The sequence below is a fragment of the Kitasatospora sp. NPDC101183 genome, assembly GCF_044767945.1.
Taxonomy (GTDB): Bacteria; Actinomycetota; Actinomycetes; order Streptomycetales; family Streptomycetaceae; genus Kitasatospora.
Window position 1 is genome coordinate 29,007 of the sequence record NZ_JBIWOW010000010.1, and the last position, 16,601, is coordinate 45,607.

Sequence of the window (16,601 nt, forward strand, 5' to 3'; positions counted from 1 at the left end):
GGACCAGCCAAAGCACCCGGCTGAGGATCGCGTTCGAACCACGCTGAAACGGCGCCCTGTTGCCGGATATTGACGAGATCCAGTCACTTGGCGAGATCTGTTCACACCTTCGTAGGATCATCGCCCTAGAATTCGCGGCGTGACGATGACTCAGTGGTGCGCAACGGCTACCGGCGTGCTCGCCGTCCTCGCCCTCGTGACCGCCGCGCGCTACCGCGCCGTGTCCGTCACCCATCGCCGCCGGGCCGACCGGCTCCAGGGCGAACTGCACCACCTCCGGGAACAGCTCGCCCTCGAACAGAGCCGCCGCGACGCCGACCTGGCCGTCGTCCAGCAGGAGCACGAACTCACCGCCTCCACCCAGCGGGCCTTCCTCAGCGTCGCCCGCCGCATCCTCGTCATGGCCCACGACCAGCAGGCCCTGCTCGACGAGATGGAGCGCACCCACGACGACCCCGCGCTGCTGGAGGGCCTGCTCAAGGCCGACCACGCCGCGGCCCAACAGGCCCGCCTGGCCCAGACCCTGGCCGTGCTCTGCGGCGCCCGCGCCGGGCGCAACTGGCCCGAGCCCATCGCCCTGGAGGACGTGGTGCGCGGCGCGCAGTCCCGCATCCTCCCGTTCCAGCGGGTGGTGCTGCGCAGCCGCATCGAGTCCGCCGTCATCGGCGCCGCCGCCGAGGCGCTGATCCACGCCACCGCCGAACTGCTGGACAACGCCACCCGCTACTCCCCGCCCAGCACCCAGGTGTTCGTCACCCTGGTGCCGGTGCACAACGGCGCCGTGATCGAGATCGACGACTGCGGCGTCGGCATGCCGGAGCAGGCCGTCGCCAAGGCCGCGGCCGCGCTCGCCGGCGGCAGCACCCTGGAGGTCTCCCGGCTCGGTGAGGTCCCGCAGTTGGGCCTGGCCGCCGTCGGCCGGCTCGCCGAGCAGTACGGCTTCCGCGTCACGCTCAGCTCGGCGCCCTCCCCGTACGGCGGGGTGCGGGTGGTCGTGCTGCTGCCCAACGCGCTGCTCACCGAACCGCTGCCGCCGACCGTCCCGGGCCTCGGCCCGGCCGGCCCCGCCTTCGGCGCCGTCCCCGCGACCGGCAGCCCCTCGGGCCACTTCACCGGCCACCCGCTGGTGGAGACCCCGCCACCCGGCCCCGCACCCGCGGCCGACGGCACCCCGCCCCCGCTGCCCCGCCGGAGCCACCGGCGCCCCCGCGGGGGCCGCCCGGCCCAGCACGCCGCTCCCCCGCCGCCGCCCGCGCCGCCGCAGCGGTCGGCCCGGGACGCGCAGGCGTTCATGACGATGTTCCAGGCCGGGACGGCCAGCGGCCGCTCGGCCGCCCGCGCCCGGGCCCTGGAGCAGTCCGACCCCTCCCTGTCCGCTTCCCCCCGACTTCCCCAGCCCGGAGAGTTCCATGACCACCACCCCTGACCTCGGCTGGCTGCTCGCCGACATCATCGCCGTGCCGCAGGTCCAGCACGCCGTCGTCGTCTCCAGCGACGGCCTGGAGATCGGCCGCAGCGCCGAGATCGCGCGCGAGGACGCCGAGCGGCTCGCCGCCGCCTGTTCCGGCCTGCAGTCGCTGGCCCGGGGCGTGGCGGTCGGCTTCGGCGGACCGGAGAGCGCCACCCGGCAGATCATCGTCGAGTACGGCGGCGGCTACCTGTTCATCGTCGCCGCCGGAGCCGGTGCGCACCTGGCCGTGGTCACCGGCGAGGCCGTCGACGCCGGACTGGTCGCCTACCAGATGCAGATGCTCGTCGAGCGGATCGGCACCCACCTGACCAGTCCCCCGCGCTTCGCCGACCACGCGGCGCAGGGGCTGCGGTGAGCGGGCCGGTACGGCCGTACGTCATCACCGGGGGCCGCAGCCGGCCCACCCGGACCGACCTGGCCGTGGAGAGCCTCGTCACCGCCTTACCCCAGCCGCCGGTGCTGCCCGAGCACGTGCTGCTCAACCGGGAGCACCGGCGCATCGTGGCGCTCTGCCACAGCCTGCTGTCCGTCGCCGAGGTGGCGGCCCACCTGGGGCTGCCGCTCGGCGTGGTCAAGGTGCTCGTCGGCGACCTCTGGGACCTCGGCGCCGTGCAGGTCCTCCCGCCCGTCCCGCAGGCCGAGCGCCTGCCCACCACGCTCCTGGAGGAGGTGCTCGTTGGACTCCGCCAACTCCGCTGAGGCCGCGCCCGCCCCCGGCGCCGCGCCGCAGTACCTGCCGCGCTCGGTGCGGGGCTCGGTGAAGATCCTGGTCACCGGGCCGTTCGGGGTCGGCAAGACCACCCTGGTCGGCTCGCTCAGCGAGATCGCCCCGCTGCGCACCGAGGAGACGATGACCGCCGCCAGCTCCGGCGTCGACGACCTGACGGGGCTGGACGGCAAGACCAGCACCACCGTCGCCCTGGACTTCGGCCGGATCACCCTCAACTCCCGCCTGGCGCTGTACCTGTTCGGCACCCCCGGGCAGCAGCGCTTCCTGCCGCTGTGGGAGGACCTCTCGCGCGGCGCCCTCGGCGCGATCGTGATGGTCGACCTGCGCCGGCCCGACGAGAGCTTCGAGGTGCTCGGCCGGCTGGAGGAGCAGCGCATCCCCTTCGCCATCGCCGTCAACACCTTCCCCGGGACGCCGAGTTACCCCGAGGAGGAGGTGCGCGCCTCACTGGACGTGGAGCCCGACGTGCCCCTGCTGTTCTGCGACGCCCGCGACCGGCGGCAGTCCTACGACCTGCTGATCGACTTCGTGGACCACCTGCACCGCAGCTCCCTCCTGGAGCTCGGGGCATGAGCGCGCCCGATCCCGACACCGCCGGCTGCCCCGTCGGCCGAGGCGCCCGACTCCCGTACGGGGGCTCGGACTTCGCCCGGGGCGCGCGCCCGGCCCCGCTGTACGGACCGGCCGTCGCCGACGACCCGCACGGGCTGTACGCGCGGCTGCGCGAGCGCCACGGGCAGGTCGCGCCGATCGAGCTGGAGCCCGGCGTCGAGGCCTGGCTCGTCCTCGGCTACGGCGAGCTGCTCGAACTCACCCGCAACGAGGCGCTGTTCTCCAAGGACTCCCGGCACTGGCGGGTGCCCGCCGAGGGCCGGCTGGCCCCCGACTCCCGGCTGCTGCCGATGACGGCCTGGCGCCCCACCCTGCTCAACCTCGACGGCGCCGAGCACCAGCGGCTGCGCGCCGCCGTGTCCGACACCCTCGCCCAGATCGACCACCACCAGCTGCGCGAGGCCACCGAGGCCGCCGCCAACGGCCTCATCGACGGCTGGGGCCCGGACGGCACCGCCGACCTGATCGCCCAGTACGCCCGCACGCTGCCCCTGCTGGTCTTCACCCAGCTGCTCGGCCTGCCCGCCCGGACCGGGCCCCGGCTCGTCGGGCTGATCAGCCACTTCGTGGACAGCGGCCCCGAATCGGTGCGCGCCAGCGCCGAGTTCCAGACGATCCTGGTGGACCTCGTACGGCGCTGCCGGACGGCCCCCACCGCCGACCTCACCTCCTGGCTGCTCGCCCACCCGGCCGCGCTGACCGACGAGGAGGCGGTGCACCACCTGGTGGTGCTGATGGTCGCGGGAAACGAGACGTCCATCAACTGGATCGGCAACACCCTGCGGCTGCTGCTCACCGACCGGCGCTTCCGCACCACGCTCACCGGCGGGCGGCTGACCGTCTCCGACGCGCTGGAGGAGGTGCTGTGGCGCGACCCGCCGACGCAGAACTTCCCCGGCCGCTGGGCCACCGCCGACACCGTGCTCGGCGGCCAGTACATCAGCGCCGGGGACATGCTGGTGCTCGGCCTGGCGGCGGCCAACGCCGACCCGGCCGTCCACGGCGGCGCCTCCGCCGCGCAGGGCTCCCTCGGCGGCAACCGGGCCCACCTGGCCTGGGGCGCGGGCGAGCACGTCTGCCCCGCGCAGCACCCGGCCCGGATCATCGTCGAGACGGCCGTCGAGACCCTGCTGCACCGCCTGCCCGACCTCCAGCTCGCCGTCCCCGGCAACGACCTGACCTGGCGGCCCTCGCCCTGGTCGCGGGCCCTGACCGCCCTGCCGGTGCTCTACAGCGCCTTCACACCGCCCCGCCCCCCAGCACCTGAGAGATCCCCATGGACACCGTCGTCGACGGCCACGAGACCGCCCGCGCCGCCGAGCCGATCCGGCTCGACCCCTTCGGACGCGACCAGCACGGCGAGAACGCCCGACTCCGGGCCGCAGGGCCCGCGGTCCTGGTGGAGCTCCCTGGCGGGGTGGTGGTCTGGGCGGTGACGCGCCACGACGCCCTGCAGTCGGTGCTCGCCGACCCCCGCTTCGGCAAGGACGCCCGGCTCTGGACGACCTTCCGGGAGGGACGGCTGCCGCAGGGCTGGCCGCTGCTCAACTTCGTCGCCGTCCCCGGCATGACCACCGCGGACGGCGAGGACCACCGGCGGCTGCGCGGGCTCGTCACCCAGGCCTTCACCCCGCGCCGGATCGCCGCCCTGGCGCCCGCGGTCGAGGCGCGGGCGATCGCGCTGCTGGACGGGATCGGGCGGCCGGAGGGCGCGTTCGACCTGCGGGCGCGCTACGCGTACCCGCTGCCGATGCAGGTGATCGGCGAGCTGCTCGGCCTCGCCGAGGAGCAGCAGGACCACCTGCACGAGCTGTGCGACACCATGGTCTCCAGCTCCGCCACGCCCGAGGCCTCCATGGCCGCGCAGCGGGACCTCAACGCGCTGCTGGCCTCGGTGGTGGCCGCCAAGCGGGCCGAGCCCGGAGACGACCTGACCAGTGCGCTGATCGAGGCCCGGGAGTCGGGCGACGAGCTGAGCGAGGCCGAACTCGTCGGCACCCTGCTGCTGATGCTGATAGCCGGGCACGAGACCACGCTCAACCTGATCAGCAACGCGGTGCGGGCCCTGCTCGCCCACCCCGACCAGCTGCGGCTCCTGCGGGAGGGCGCGCGGCCGTGGTCGGCGGCGGTCGAGGAGACCCTGCGCTACGACTCGCCCGTCGGGCAGTTCCCGATGCGCTACGCCACCGAGGACGTCGAGGTCGGCGGGGCGCTGATCCGGCGCGGCGAAGCGGTGCTCGCCTCGTACGCGGCCGCCGGGCGGGACGACGGGCAGCACCCGGAGGCGGACCGCTTCGACCTGGACCGCGCCGCCCGGCACCTGTCCCTGGGCCACGGCCCGCACTTCTGCCTCGGCTCGGCGCTCGCCCGGCTGGAGGCCGAGACGGCGCTGCGGCACCTGTTCGGGCGCCACCCCGCGCTGGCGCTCGCCGAGGGGCGGGAGAACGAGCCGATCGCGTCCTTCGTCAGCAACGGCGCGCGGAGCCTCTGGGTGACGGTCTGACGCCTCGTGGGTTACCTGAGGGCGGTCCGGTCGTTCGGCAGGGCATGAAGAAACTCGCCACGCTGGCCGCCCTCACCATGGCGGGCCTCGCGCTCGCCGTCCCGGCCGCCTCCGCCACCAGCCAGACCGCCGTCTCGCCGGACGCCACCGGCGGCCTCACCGACGGCCTGAACGCCTCGCCCGCCGACCTCGCCCTCCAGACGGTCGGCAAGCTCGACCTCCCGGTGGTCAGCCACACCGCAGGGGAGGTCGAGGCCGTGGGCACCAACCAGATGAGCCACCCCGGCCTCAGCGGCCAGATCGGCTGAGGACCGGCCGACAGCGGGCGGCCGGCCGACCCCCGTACGGCCGGCCGCCCCACACATCAGCCCTGTTCGTCGGCCCCGTTCGTCAGCCCGCGGAGAGGCCGTTCAGCTCGGGGTAGCTGAGCCCGCCCTCCAGCACGGTGTACGTGCCGGGGCCGTACACCTCCTCGGCGGCGCGGCGCACGGCCGCGTACGCGACCTCGGCCAGGCCCGGGCCGAGGCTGATCCGGGCGACGCCGAGCTTCGCCAGCTCCGCCACGGACGGCGAGCCGGGGCCGGCCAGCACGTTCAGCGGGGCCGGGACGGCCTCCACCAGCGCGGCGACGACGGCCGGGTCAAGGACGCCGGGGACGAACACGCCGTCCGCGCCCGCCTCGACGTACGCCCGCAGGCGGCGCACCGCCTCGTCCAGGCGGCCCTCGGGGGCACCGATGCCGCGCAGGAACACGTCGGTGCGGCCGTTGACGAAGGCCGGGACGCCCGCCGCGTCGGCCGCCGCCCGGGCGGCCGCGATGCGCTCGGCGGCCTGCTCGGGGGTGAAGGCGGCGTCCTCCAGGTTGAGGCCGACGGCGCCGGTGGCGAGCAGCGCGGCGACGGTCTCGCCGACGCCGGCCGGGGTGTCGGCGTAGCCGGTCTCGATGTCGGCGGTGACGGGCAGGGCCACGGCGCGGACGATCTGGGCGGTGCGGGCCAGCACCTGGTCGCGGTCGGCGCCGCCGCCGTCCGGGCTGCCGAGGGACCAGGAGACACTGGCGCTGGCCGTGGCCACCGCCTTCGCCCCGGCGGCGACCACCAGGCGGGCGCTCGCCGCGTCCCAGACGTTGGCGAGGACCAGCGGGTCGCCGGGGCGGTGGAGCTCGCGGAGCAGCCGGGCCTTCTCCTGCTGAGTGGTCATCGTTGCGCCCCTCACTTCGCGGCCGGGCTCATGCGGGTGGACACGCCGATGCGGTTCCACGCGTTGATGGTGGCGATCAGCGCGATCAGCTGGGCCAGCTCGGCCGGCTCGAACTGCGCGGCGGCCTCCTCGTACACGGCGTCCGGCACGTGGCCCTGGGTGAGCAGGGTGACGGACTCGGTGAGGGCCAGGGCGGCGCGCTCGCGGGCGGTGAACCAGGGGGTCTCGCGCCAGGCGGGGAGGGAGACCAGGCGGTGGTCCTGCTCGCCGTTCTTGCGGGCGTCGGTGGCGTGCATGTCGATGCAGAAGGCACAGCCGTTGATCATCGAGGCGTGCACCTTGACGAGCTCGGCGAGGACCGGGTCCAGGCCCGTCCGGGAGGCCCGGTCGACGGCGATCATCGCCTGGTAGTACTCGGGGGCGAGCTGGTGCATCGCCAGGCGCGGGGCGGGGGCGGGAACGGTCTCGTCGGTCGTCATGGTGATCAGCCTAGGGAGCGGGCGGCCCGGGGTTCTGGTGCATTCGGCGGCCGTTTCCCTGGGCCACTTCGCGCCCTTCCGGTACGTGAACACACGTGCGAGGATCGCGGGGAGGGCATGGCCAAAGAGGCGAAAGAGGCCAAAGGTCTGAAAGGTCCCAAAGGGGCTGAAGGGGGTCGAAGGGGCGTGTGCACGGCGTTCGTCAGCATCGAGCCGGACTCCCCGGCCCCGGTGCTGCTCCTCTCCGTCCGGGACGAGTACCTCGGGCGCGCCTGGCTGCCGCCCGGCCCGCACTGGCCCGGACGGCCCGGAGTGGTCGGCGGGCTCGACCTCGCCGCCGGCGGCACCTGGCTGGCCGTCGACCCCGAGCGGCGCACCGCCGCCTGCCTGCTGAACGGCTTCGGCCCGCTCGCCCCCGCCACGGCCCGGCTCTCCCGGGGCGAACTGCCGCTGACCGCCGTCCGGCACGGCGGGATCGGGCACCTGGACCTCGCCCCGTACGACCCGTTCCACCTCGTCGTCGTCCGGCCGGACGGCGCCCGCGTCACCAGCTGGGGCGGCTCCGGGCGGGCCGAGGAGCGCGAACTCCCGCGCGGGCTCAGCGTGGTGCTCAACGACGGGCTGGAGGGCAAGGCCGCCAGCCGGACCACGTCCGAGCGGGTCCGCGCCCTGATGGCCGCGCGCGCCGCGCACTTCCGGGCCAGGCTCACCGCCGCTCCCCGGCCCCACCCGGGCGCGGACGGGCCGGCGGAGCGGGCCTGGGGCCCGTGGCTGCCGATCGTCGCGGGGGACGGACTGGCGCTGGACGAGGACGCGGCGCTCGTGCAGCGGCGGGACTTCGGGGACGGGCGGGTGTGGGGCTCCTCCTCGATCTCGCTGCTCGCGCTCGGGCCGGGGCTGCTGCGCTACGACTTCGCGGCGGCGCCGGTGGCGGGGGCCTGGGAGCCGGTCCCGCTGGGCTGAGGCCGGGCCCACGGAAAAGGGCTTGCGCCTGACGCAGCGGGAGGCGGAATCGTGGGCGGCCGTCGACCCCCTCCGTAGGAGCCACGATGGACCGCCCCCGACCCCGCACCCGCCTGCCCGCCCTGCTCACCGTCGCCCTGCCGCTGCTGGGCACCCCGCTCGCGGTGGCCGGGCTCGCCCTGCTGCTCGGCGGCGGCGGGGCGCCGCACCGGGGCGTGCCCTCCGTGACGGTGCTGGCCGCCGTCGCTTCCGCACTGCTCGACCACCTCGGTGTCACGGGGTCGTACGGTCGATGAATTTCTGGCTACGGGCTTGCCGAGCGTCTACAGGTCCGTAGTAGCTTCGCGGGGGCCTCCGGATTCGGCGGTCGCAGATCCCGAGCGAAGGTGACTGATGTCCACCCTGACCTACCCGGAAGCGATAGGCGTCGGCCTGCTGCAGGGAGTGACGGAGCTCTTCCCGGTCTCCAGCCTGGGCCACAGCATCCTGCTCCCCGCCCTGGTCGGCGGGAAGCTCGGCAAGGACCTGGACATGACGGCCGACGGCTCCTCGTACCTGGCCGCCCTCGTCGCCCTCCACCTGGCCACGGCGCTCGCGCTGGTGGTGTTCTTCCGGCGGGACTGGGTGCGCGTCGTCAGCGGGCTCGTCAGCTCGATCCGGTACCGCCGGATCGAGACCCGCGACGAGAAGCTGACCTGGCTGCTGATCATCTCCACCATCCCGGTCGGCATCGCCGGCCTCGTCCTGGAGAAGGCCCTGCGCCACGCGCTCGGCAAGCCCGTCCCGGCCGCCGTCTTCCTCGCCGTCAACGGGCTGGTCCTGCTCGGCGCCGAACGCCTCAAGCGCGGCGGCAACGGCCGCCGCCGGGCCGGCCACGCGGCCCCCGTCGACGAGCCGGGCGTGGACCCGGCGATCGCCTCCGACAACCGGCTCACCAAGCTGAGCTTCCTCCAGGGCGCCTTCATCGGCTCCGCCCAGATCCTCGCCCTCTTCCCGGGCATCTCCCGCTCCGGCGTCACCATGAGCGCCGGCATCCTGCGCGGCCTCCACCACGAGGACGCCGCCCGCTTCTCCTTCCTCCTCGCCACCCCGGTCATCCTGGCCGCCTCGATACTCAAGGTCCCCGAGCTCTTCAAGCCCGAGAACTCCTCCGTCCTCGGCCCCGTCGCCGCGGGCAGCGTCGCCGCCTTCGTGGCCGGCTACATCTCGGTGCGCTTCCTCACCAAGTACTTCGAGACCCGCAGCCTCACCCCCTTCGCGATCTACTGCTTCCTCGCCGGCGCCGGCAGCGCCGTCTACCTCTCCCTCTGAACCTCTGCTCCGTCCCCCCGGCGCCCGGCCCGCACCCTGCGGCCCGGGCGCCGGTGCGTTTGTCGAATCGACAATCGGGCGTGTCGAATCGGCGAGTAGGCTCGCCCAGGAGGAGAGAGGAACGCCCATGAGCCGGCCACTGCCCGACGGCGTCGCAATCATCCCCCGGCCCGAGAAAACACCCGCGGGCCTCAAGGCCGCGCTCGCCGTCGTCGCGCCGGACAGGCTTCCGGAGATGCTGGAGGGGCAGACAGGCGCCATGGCCTCCGCGATCGAGTTGGGCGGCGTGGCACCGATCCGCTCCTTCCTCTCGCACTGGGCAGCCGTCATCGAGATCGAGCGGGTCCCCGCGACGGCGACGGCGTTCCACCGGGCCAACTATCTGGCCAACCACGCACCGACCGCCGAGGAGTGCCGGGCACACGCCGTCGAGGTTGCCGAGCTCTACCGCTCGGCGTTCGCGGCGGCGAACCGATGAAGTACGTCGACGTCGCCGACGGCTTCTTCACGTACCACGTGGTGCCGCGCCTCCGACTCGTGGCGATCTGCCAGATCACGGCTCCCCCCGCCTGAGCGTCCGGCTCAGGCGGCGACCGACGAGAATGGGGGCGTGACCGGGACCTGGACGGCGTTTGGCGGCGATCTGCATCTGGACCTCACCGAGCGGCGGGCGGGTGGGGCGGGGTTGCGGGTGGCGTTGGAGGACGCGTTGCGGGAGGCCGTGCAGGACGGGCGGCTGGCGCCCGGGACGCGGTTGCCGTCCTCGCGGGCGCTGGGCGGGGACCTGGGGATCGCGCGGAACACGGTGGTCGAGGCGTACGGGCAGCTGACGGCCGAGGGGTGGCTCAGTTCGCGGCAGGGGTCGGGCACGGTGGTGGCGGAGCGCTCCGCGCCCTGCGTCGACCGGACGAGGAGCGTACGGCCGGGGCCGAAGCGGCCCGGTGTGCGGCACGACCTGATGTCGGGCCGCCCGGACCTGTCGACCTTCCCCCGCACCGCCTGGCTGGCCGCCGCCCGCCGGGCGCTGGCCACCGCCCCGCACGAGGCGTTCGGCTACGGCAGCCCGCTGGGCCGGATCGAGCTGCGGGAGGCGCTGACCCACTACCTGGCCCGGGTCCGCGGTGTGCGCACCGACCCGGACCACCTGCTGATCTGCACCGGCGTCACCCAGGGCTTCGGCCTGCTCTGCGCGGCCCTGCGGGAGCGCGGCGCCGCGACGCTCGCGGTGGAGGAGTACGGGCTGCCGCCCCAGCACGCCGTGGCCCGGGCCGCCGGGCTGGCCGTGCGCCCGCTGGCGCTGGACTGCGACGGCGCCCGGGTGGAGGGGCTCGGCGAGGGCGACGGCGCCGTCCTGCTCACCCCCGCGCACCAGTACCCGACCGGCGCCGCGCTGTCCGCCGAGCGCCGGGCGGCGGCGGTGCGCTGGGCGCGCGAGCGGGACGGGTACATCGTCGAGGACGACTACGACGGCGAGTTCCGCTTCGACCGGCAGCCGCTGGGCGCGATGCAGGCCCTCGACCCGGAGCGGGTGGTGTACGCGGGGACGGCGGCCAAGAGCCTGGCCCCGGGCCTGCGGCTCGCCTGGCTGGCGCTGCCGGACGAACTCGTCGAGCCGGTGGCCCGGTTGAAGCAGCGGGCCGACACGATGTCCCCGGTGCTGGACCAGCTGACGCTCGCCGAGCTGATCACCTCCGGGACGTACGACCGGCACGTGCGCCGCTGCCGGCTGCACTACCGGCGGCGCCGCGACCGGCTGGTCGCGGCACTGGCCGAGCACGCGCCGCTCGCCCGGGTGACGGGCATCGCGGCCGGGCTGCACGTGGTGATCCGGCTGCCTCGGGGCTCCGTCACGGAGGCGGAGCTGGCGGCCCGCGCGGAGGCGGCGGGGCTGGGGCTCAGCGGCCTCGGCTGGCACCGGGCCGAGCCCGGTGGCGACGCGGACGCCGAGCCCGGCCTGGTGATCGGCTACGCGACCCCGCCGGAGCACGCCTTCCCGGCGGCGCTGGAGGCGCTCTGCGGCCTGCTGGGCGGCATCTGAGCAAGCACCTTGCGGGCCGGGCTACTTGTTGCGGCTGCCCAGCTCGAACAGCAGCATGATGAACCCGGCGAACACGTGGATGCCGGCGGTGTAGATCACCAGGCGGAGGTAGACGCGCTTGTTGGCCCACTTGCCGGCGTCCATGGTCTTCGGACCGGCGGGGGTGTCGGGGTTGAGGGCGGGGGTGCGGGCGGGGCTGGTGGCGCTGGTGGCGGGATCGGCCATCGGGATCTCCTCCAAGGTGTTCTGACGGTGCGTCAGGTCAGTGGACGGCGGACGGGCCGCCGCCCAGGCAGAGCTCACCGCCGGGGCTCTGCAACAGGGTGTGGATGAAGAGCAGCTCCACGCCGCCGTCGGACTCGGCGGCCAGGCAGTGCGGCGTGAGCGAGTCGTAGTGGGCGGAGTCGCCCGCCTCCAGGTGGTGGACGCGGTCGCCGAGGGTCACGCGCAGCGCCCCCTTCAGGACGTGGATCCACTCCTCGCCGGGGTGCACCCGGACCACGGAGTCCTGCACGCCCTGCGGCACGTGGACGTGGAGCGCCTGCATCGCACGGCCGGGGGCGCCGGCCCTGCGGTAGCCCCAACCGCCCGCGCGGCCGGGCTCGATGACGCCGCCGCGCACGATCGGGTCCGGCTCGGCCATGGTCTCGCCGAGCAGCCCGGAGACGGACGTGCCGTAGGCGCGCGCCAGGCCCAGCAGGACGGGCAGCGAGGGCTGGCGCCGTCCGGTCTCCAGCCGGGACAGGTAGGCTGGGGAGAGCCCGACCCGGGCCGCCGCGACCTCCAGGGTCAGGCGGCTGCTGAGCCGGTGCTCACGCAGTCGGGCGGCGAGGCCGGCGACCTCCTGGTCGTCGTTCGGGCCGTCTGCGGCGGGGGCGCCGGTGGAGCTGGTGGTCATGTGTCCAGTGGACACCCGCCGTGCCTGTCGGGCAAGAAATTTGCCTCTGAGGCAAGCTCTGGGGTTTACGGCCGCGGGATGTTGCGCAGGTTGCTGCGCGCCAGGTCGACCATCCGCCCGACCCCGCCGGAGAGCACCGTCCGGCCCGCCGCCAGCGCGAATCCCTTGAGCTGGGCGGCCGTGATCCTCGGCGGGATGGAGAGCGCGTTGGGGTCCGTCACCACGTCCACCAGCGCGGGCCCCGGCCGCTCCAGCGCCTCCTCCAGCACCTCCCGCACCCGGGCCGGCTCGGCGACCCGCTTCGCCGGGATGCCCATCGCCCGGGCGATGCCCGCGTAGTCCACGTCCCCGTTGTCGATCTCCGACTCCGGGTACCCGGAGACCAGCATCTCCAGCTTGATCATGCCGAGCGCGCCGTTGTTGAACACCACCGTCTTCACCGGCAGCCGGTACTTCACCACCGTGAGCAGCTCGCCCAGCAGCATCCCGATCCCGCCGTCCCCCGCCATGGCGACCACCTGCCGCCCCGGGCAGGCGAGTTGGGCGCCGATGGCGTGCGGGAGGGCGTTGGCCATCGAGCCGTGCAGGAAGGAGCCGATGACCCGGCGGCGGCCGTTGGGGGTGAGGTAGCGGGCGGCCCAGACGTTGTTCATACCGGTGTCGACGGTGAACACCGCGTCCTCGGCCGCGACCTCGTCCAGCACCGAGGCGACGTACTCGGGGTGGATCGGCAGGTGCTTGTCGATGTCCTTCGTGTAGGCGCCGACCACCCCCTCCAGCGACTTGCAGTGCTTGCGCAGCATGCCGTCCAGGAAGGAGCGGTCCTCCTTGGCCTCCAGCAGCGGCAGGACGGCCCGCAGGGTCGCCGCGACGTCCCCGTGCACGGCCAGCTCCAGGGCGGTACGCCGGCCGAGCCTGGTCGCGTCGTGGTCGACCTGGACGGTGCGGGCCTGCGGCAGGAAGGAGTCGTACGGGAAGTCGGTGCCGAGCATCACCATGACGTCCGCCTCGTGCAGCGCCTCGTGGCAGGCGCCGTAGCCGAGCAGGCCGCTCATGCCGACGTCGTACGGGTTGTCGAACTGGATCCACTCCTTGCCGCGCAGCGAGTGCCCGACCGGCGCGTTCAGCACCCGGGCCAGCTCCATCACCTCGGCGTGCGCCCCGCGCACCCCGGCGCCGCAGAACAGGGCGACCTTGCGGGCCCCGTTCAGCAGCCGGGCCAGCTCCTGCACCTGGGACCACGGCGGGGCGGCCACCGCCTGCTCGGTCAGGAAGTGGCTGTCGCCGGTCGGCGAGGCGGCGGGCAGCGCGGCGACGTCCCCGGGGAAGGCCAGCACCGAGACGCCGTGCGAGCCCAGCGCGTGCTGGATCCCGACCCGCAGCAGCCGGGGCAGCTGGGCGGGGGCGGAGAGCATCTCGCACCAGGAGCTGCAGTCGGTGAACACCCGCTCGGGGTGGGTCTCCTGGAAGAAGCCGGTGCCGATCTGGCCGGAGGGGATGTGCGAGGCCAGGGCGAGGACGGGGACCGCGCTGCGCTGGGCGTCGTACAGGCCCTGGATCAGGTGGGTGTTGCCGGGGCCGCAGGAGCCGGCGCAGACGGCCAGGCGCCCGGTGAGCTCGGCCTCGGCGGCGGCCGCGAAGGCGCCGGCCTCCTCGTTGCGCACGTGCACCCAGCCGATGCCGTCCGCGCGGCGGATCGCGTCGACGACGGGGTTGAGGCTGTCGCCGACGACGCCGTAGACCCGCTCCACCCCGGCCTGCCGGAGGACCTCCACCATCTGTTCGGCCACGCTCGCCACGAGGGTCCTCCTTCGTCGGGCGCCGGGTGCCGCAGGACGTCACCACCGTCCGGCGGCCGGGCCCGCCCCGCACCCGGGGCGGGCCGGGCGGGTTACTCCGCCGCCAGGTGGTCCTGCTGGCCGAGCTTGCCCGCGGCGAGGCCGGCCTGCGGCTGGCGGCGGGCCGGGGCGCGGCCGGGCGGCTGGGCGCAGCGCTCCTGCCCGGGCGGGGCGGTGGTGGGCAGGGTGACCGGCGAACCGGCCTTGACCTGCACCGCCTCCCCGTCGTGCCGCAGGTGGATCACCTCGCCCCGGCGCAGCGTGTACGTGGTGCCCTCGTGGCCGATCCGGACGCCGAGCAGCTGCCCGCGCACCATCAGCGAGAAGCCGAGGCCCGTCAGCCCGGCCGGGAGCCGGGGGCGGAAGGACAGCGCCTCGCTGTGGTCGCGCAGCCCGCCGAACCCGGCGACCAGGGCGATGCAGGCCCCGGCGAGGGAGGCCATGTGCAGGCCGTCGCGGGTGTTGCCGCCGAGGTCGTGGAGGTCCATCAGGGCGGCTTCGGCGGTGTAGTCGTACGCGAGGTCGAGCTGGCCGACCTCGGCGGCGATGACGGCCTGGGTGCAGGCGGAGAGCGAGGAGTCGCGGACGGTCAGCCGCTCGTAGTAGGCGAAGTTGCGGGCCTTCTGCTCGTCGGTGAAGGCGTCCCCGCGCACCTGCATGGCGAGCACCAGGTCGGCCTGCTTGACGACCTGCTTGCGGTACAGGTCGAAGTACGGGTAGTGCAGCAGCAGCGGGTACTTCTCGGGCGGGGTGGCCTCGAAGTCCCAGACCTGGTGGTGGGTGAAGCCGTCGGCCTGCGGGTGCACGCCGAGGTCCTCGTCGTACGGCAGGTACATCGCCCCGGCCGCGTCGCGCCAGGCGGCGGTCTCCTCGGTGTCGACGCCGAGGGCGGAGGCCTGGTCGGGGTGGCGCACGCAGGCGTCGGCGGCGGCGCGCAGGTTCGTCTGCGCCATGAGGTTGGTGTAGACGTTGTTGTCGGCGACGGCGCTGTACTCGTCGGGGCCGGTGACGCCCTCGATGCGGAACTTCCCCGCCGTGTCGTGGTGGCCGAGCGAGCGCCACATCCGGGCCGTCTCGACGAGGAGTGCGAGGCCGTACTCGCGCTCGAACTCGACGTCCCCGGTGGCCCGGACGTAGCGGACGACGGCGGCGGCGATGTCGGCGCCGATGTGGAAGGCGGCGGTGCCGGCCGGCCAGTACCCGGAGCACTCCTCGCCGCGGATCGTCCGCCAGGGGAACACCGCGCCCGCCAGGCCGAGTTGGGCCGCTCGCTCGCGGGCCAGCGGGAGGGTGGTGTGGCGCCAGCGCAGGGCCTGGTTGACGGCCCCGGGCAGGCAGTAGGTGAGCACCGGCAGGACGAAGGTCTCGGTGTCCCAGAAGCTGTGGCCGTCGTAGCCGGGGCCGGTCAACCCCTTGGCGGGGATGGCGCGTTCCTCGCTGCGGGCGCCGGCCTGGAGGACGTGGAAGACGGCGAACCGCACGGCCTGCTGGAGTTCGACGTCGCCCTCGATCTCGATGTCGCTGGTCTCCCAGAACTCCTTGAGGTACTGGGCCTGTTCGGCCGCGAGGCCGTCCCAGCCGGTGTACCGGGCTGCGGTCAGGGCGGCCTCGACCTGGTCCCGGACGGCGGGCAGCGAGCGGGTCGCGGACCAGCCGTAGGCCATGAACTTGACCAGCCGCAGGGTCTGTCCGGGTTCGAGCAGGGTGGTGACGGAGATCCGGCAGTGGTCGCCCTCGGCCTCGGCGACGGTGTCCAGCCGCTCCGGGCCCTCGATCACGTGGTCCATCCCGGCGGCGACCCGGATGCCGCTGTAGCGGGTGCGGTGGACCAGGACGGCCTTGGTGCCGCTCGCGTGGTGCGCCTCGGCCTGGAGCGGGGCCTCCAGGACGGCGGCGGCGCGAGGATCCCCCTCGGGGCCGCCGGGCAGCTGCTCGTTGGCGACCAGCTCGGACTGCAGCACGATCCGCACCGGGGCGTCCACCGCCTCGACGGTGTACTCGACGGCGGCGACGGCGCGCTGGGTCAGCGAGACCAGGCGGCGCGAGCGCACCCGGATCGTCCGCCCGGCCGGGGATGTCCACTCGGCCTCCCGGTGCAGCAGGCCCTCGCGGAAGTCCAACCAGCGCTTGTGGCCGATGAGTTCGCCGTAGCGCAGGTCGAAGGGCTCGTCGTCGACCAGCAGGCGGATGATCTTGCCGTTGGTGACGTTGATGATGCTCTGGCTCGACTCCGGGTACCCGTAGCCGCCCTCCCCGTACGGCAGCGGGCGCAGCTCGAAGACGCCGTTGAGGTAGGTGCCGGGCAGGCCGTGGGGCTCGCCCTCGTCGAGGTTGGCGCGCAGGCCGACGTGGCCGTTGGAGAGGGCGAACAGGGACTCGGCGCGGGCCATGGCGGCGAGGTCCAGGCCGTGTTCGGTGATCTGCCAGGGGTCGATGGTGAAGTTGTCGGACGGACTCATGCGCCCACCTCGCTACGCTCGGCGGGGGCATTCGCCCACGCGCACCTCCTGATGATTCGCTCGCTGCGCTCGCTCATGCGCCCACCTCGCTACGCTCGG

At 74.4% G+C, this 16,601-nt stretch carries 18 protein-coding genes; 12 read left to right on the plus strand and 6 right to left on the minus strand.

Annotated elements, in window-relative coordinates:
- Nucleotides 1-145 precede the first annotated feature (145 nt).
- From ACIRRS_RS15880 to ACIRRS_RS15910, 7 genes are read left to right on the plus strand one after another with little or no spacing between them, the layout of a single operon-like run.
- Nucleotides 146-1,426 (plus strand): sensor histidine kinase, encoded by a 1,281-nt coding sequence (locus ACIRRS_RS15880; RefSeq protein ID WP_402971055.1) that lies wholly within the window; start codon nt 146-148, stop codon nt 1,424-1,426.
- Nucleotides 1,410-1,826: a roadblock/LC7 domain-containing protein gene (locus ACIRRS_RS15885; RefSeq protein ID WP_402970538.1), complete on the plus strand. Its 417-nt coding sequence runs from the start codon at nt 1,410-1,412 to the stop codon at nt 1,824-1,826. Before ACIRRS_RS15880 ends, ACIRRS_RS15885 begins: the two co-directional genes overlap by 17 nt.
- The gene (locus ACIRRS_RS15890) at nt 1,823-2,170 is read left to right on the plus strand and encodes a DUF742 domain-containing protein (protein ID WP_402970540.1); all 348 of its coding nucleotides are present in this window, start codon (nt 1,823-1,825) and stop codon (nt 2,168-2,170) included. Before ACIRRS_RS15885 ends, ACIRRS_RS15890 begins: the two co-directional genes overlap by 4 nt.
- The gene (locus ACIRRS_RS15895) at nt 2,148-2,774 is read left to right on the plus strand and encodes a GTP-binding protein (protein ID WP_402970543.1); all 627 of its coding nucleotides are present in this window, start codon (nt 2,148-2,150) and stop codon (nt 2,772-2,774) included. The genes ACIRRS_RS15890 and ACIRRS_RS15895 overlap by 23 nt, the downstream gene beginning before the upstream one ends.
- Nucleotides 2,771-4,249: a cytochrome P450 gene (locus ACIRRS_RS15900; RefSeq protein ID WP_402970546.1), complete on the plus strand. Its 1,479-nt coding sequence runs from the start codon at nt 2,771-2,773 to the stop codon at nt 4,247-4,249. The genes ACIRRS_RS15895 and ACIRRS_RS15900 overlap by 4 nt, the downstream gene beginning before the upstream one ends.
- Nucleotides 4,246-5,316: a cytochrome P450 gene (locus ACIRRS_RS15905; protein WP_402970549.1), complete on the plus strand. Its 1,071-nt coding sequence runs from the start codon at nt 4,246-4,248 to the stop codon at nt 5,314-5,316. The genes ACIRRS_RS15900 and ACIRRS_RS15905 overlap by 4 nt, the downstream gene beginning before the upstream one ends.
- Before the next feature lie 44 nt (nt 5,317-5,360).
- Nucleotides 5,361-5,624 (plus strand): hypothetical protein, encoded by a 264-nt coding sequence (locus ACIRRS_RS15910; RefSeq protein ID WP_402970551.1) that lies wholly within the window; start codon nt 5,361-5,363, stop codon nt 5,622-5,624.
- A gap of 82 nt (nt 5,625-5,706) precedes the next feature.
- Here the strand turns inward: ACIRRS_RS15910 and ACIRRS_RS15915 are convergent, their stop codons facing one another.
- Together ACIRRS_RS15915 and ACIRRS_RS15920 are read right to left on the minus strand one after the other, a co-directional pair.
- Nucleotides 5,707-6,516 (minus strand): isocitrate lyase/phosphoenolpyruvate mutase family protein, encoded by an 810-nt coding sequence (locus ACIRRS_RS15915; RefSeq protein ID WP_402970554.1) that lies wholly within the window; start codon nt 6,514-6,516, stop codon nt 5,707-5,709.
- A gap of 11 nt (nt 6,517-6,527) precedes the next feature.
- On the minus strand, nt 6,528-6,995 hold the full coding sequence (locus ACIRRS_RS15920; RefSeq protein ID WP_402970557.1) for a carboxymuconolactone decarboxylase family protein: 468 nt from the start codon (nt 6,993-6,995) through the stop codon (nt 6,528-6,530).
- 186 nt (nt 6,996-7,181) lie between these two features.
- Here ACIRRS_RS15920 and ACIRRS_RS15925 point away from each other — a divergent pair, with 186 nt between their 5' ends.
- From ACIRRS_RS15925 to ACIRRS_RS15945, 5 genes are all read left to right on the plus strand, one after another.
- Nucleotides 7,182-7,958: an NRDE family protein gene (locus ACIRRS_RS15925; RefSeq protein ID WP_402970559.1), complete on the plus strand. Its 777-nt coding sequence runs from the start codon at nt 7,182-7,184 to the stop codon at nt 7,956-7,958.
- An 86-nt stretch (nt 7,959-8,044) separates the two neighbouring features.
- Nucleotides 8,045-8,254: a hypothetical protein gene (locus ACIRRS_RS15930; RefSeq protein WP_402970562.1), complete on the plus strand. Its 210-nt coding sequence runs from the start codon at nt 8,045-8,047 to the stop codon at nt 8,252-8,254.
- A 97-nt stretch (nt 8,255-8,351) separates the two neighbouring features.
- Entirely contained in the window at nt 8,352-9,269 is a 918-nt protein-coding gene (locus tag ACIRRS_RS15935) for an undecaprenyl-diphosphate phosphatase (protein ID WP_402970565.1), read from the plus strand.
- A 127-nt stretch (nt 9,270-9,396) separates the two neighbouring features.
- Nucleotides 9,397-9,747 (plus strand): hypothetical protein, encoded by a 351-nt coding sequence (locus tag ACIRRS_RS15940; protein ID WP_402970568.1) that lies wholly within the window; start codon nt 9,397-9,399, stop codon nt 9,745-9,747.
- A gap of 132 nt (nt 9,748-9,879) precedes the next feature.
- Nucleotides 9,880-11,307, plus strand: a complete 1,428-nt coding sequence (locus tag ACIRRS_RS15945; protein ID WP_402970571.1) for a PLP-dependent aminotransferase family protein — start codon at nt 9,880-9,882, stop codon at nt 11,305-11,307.
- A gap of 21 nt (nt 11,308-11,328) precedes the next feature.
- On the opposite strand, the gene ACIRRS_RS15950 is transcribed toward ACIRRS_RS15945, so the two are convergent.
- The 4 genes from ACIRRS_RS15950 to ACIRRS_RS15965 form a co-directional block, all read right to left on the minus strand.
- A complete protein-coding gene (locus ACIRRS_RS15950) occupies nt 11,329-11,532 on the minus strand; it encodes a DUF6126 family protein (protein ID WP_402970573.1) in 204 nt (67 codons plus the stop codon).
- A gap of 37 nt (nt 11,533-11,569) precedes the next feature.
- Nucleotides 11,570-12,205 (minus strand): helix-turn-helix domain-containing protein, encoded by a 636-nt coding sequence (locus ACIRRS_RS15955; protein ID WP_402970576.1) that lies wholly within the window; start codon nt 12,203-12,205, stop codon nt 11,570-11,572.
- A gap of 65 nt (nt 12,206-12,270) precedes the next feature.
- Entirely contained in the window at nt 12,271-14,004 is a 1,734-nt protein-coding gene (locus ACIRRS_RS15960; protein WP_402970579.1) for a pyruvate dehydrogenase, read from the minus strand.
- 92 nt (nt 14,005-14,096) lie between these two features.
- Entirely contained in the window at nt 14,097-16,502 is a 2,406-nt protein-coding gene (locus ACIRRS_RS15965; RefSeq protein ID WP_402970582.1) for a glycoside hydrolase family 65 protein, read from the minus strand.
- Nucleotides 16,503-16,601: the final 99 nt, after the last annotated feature.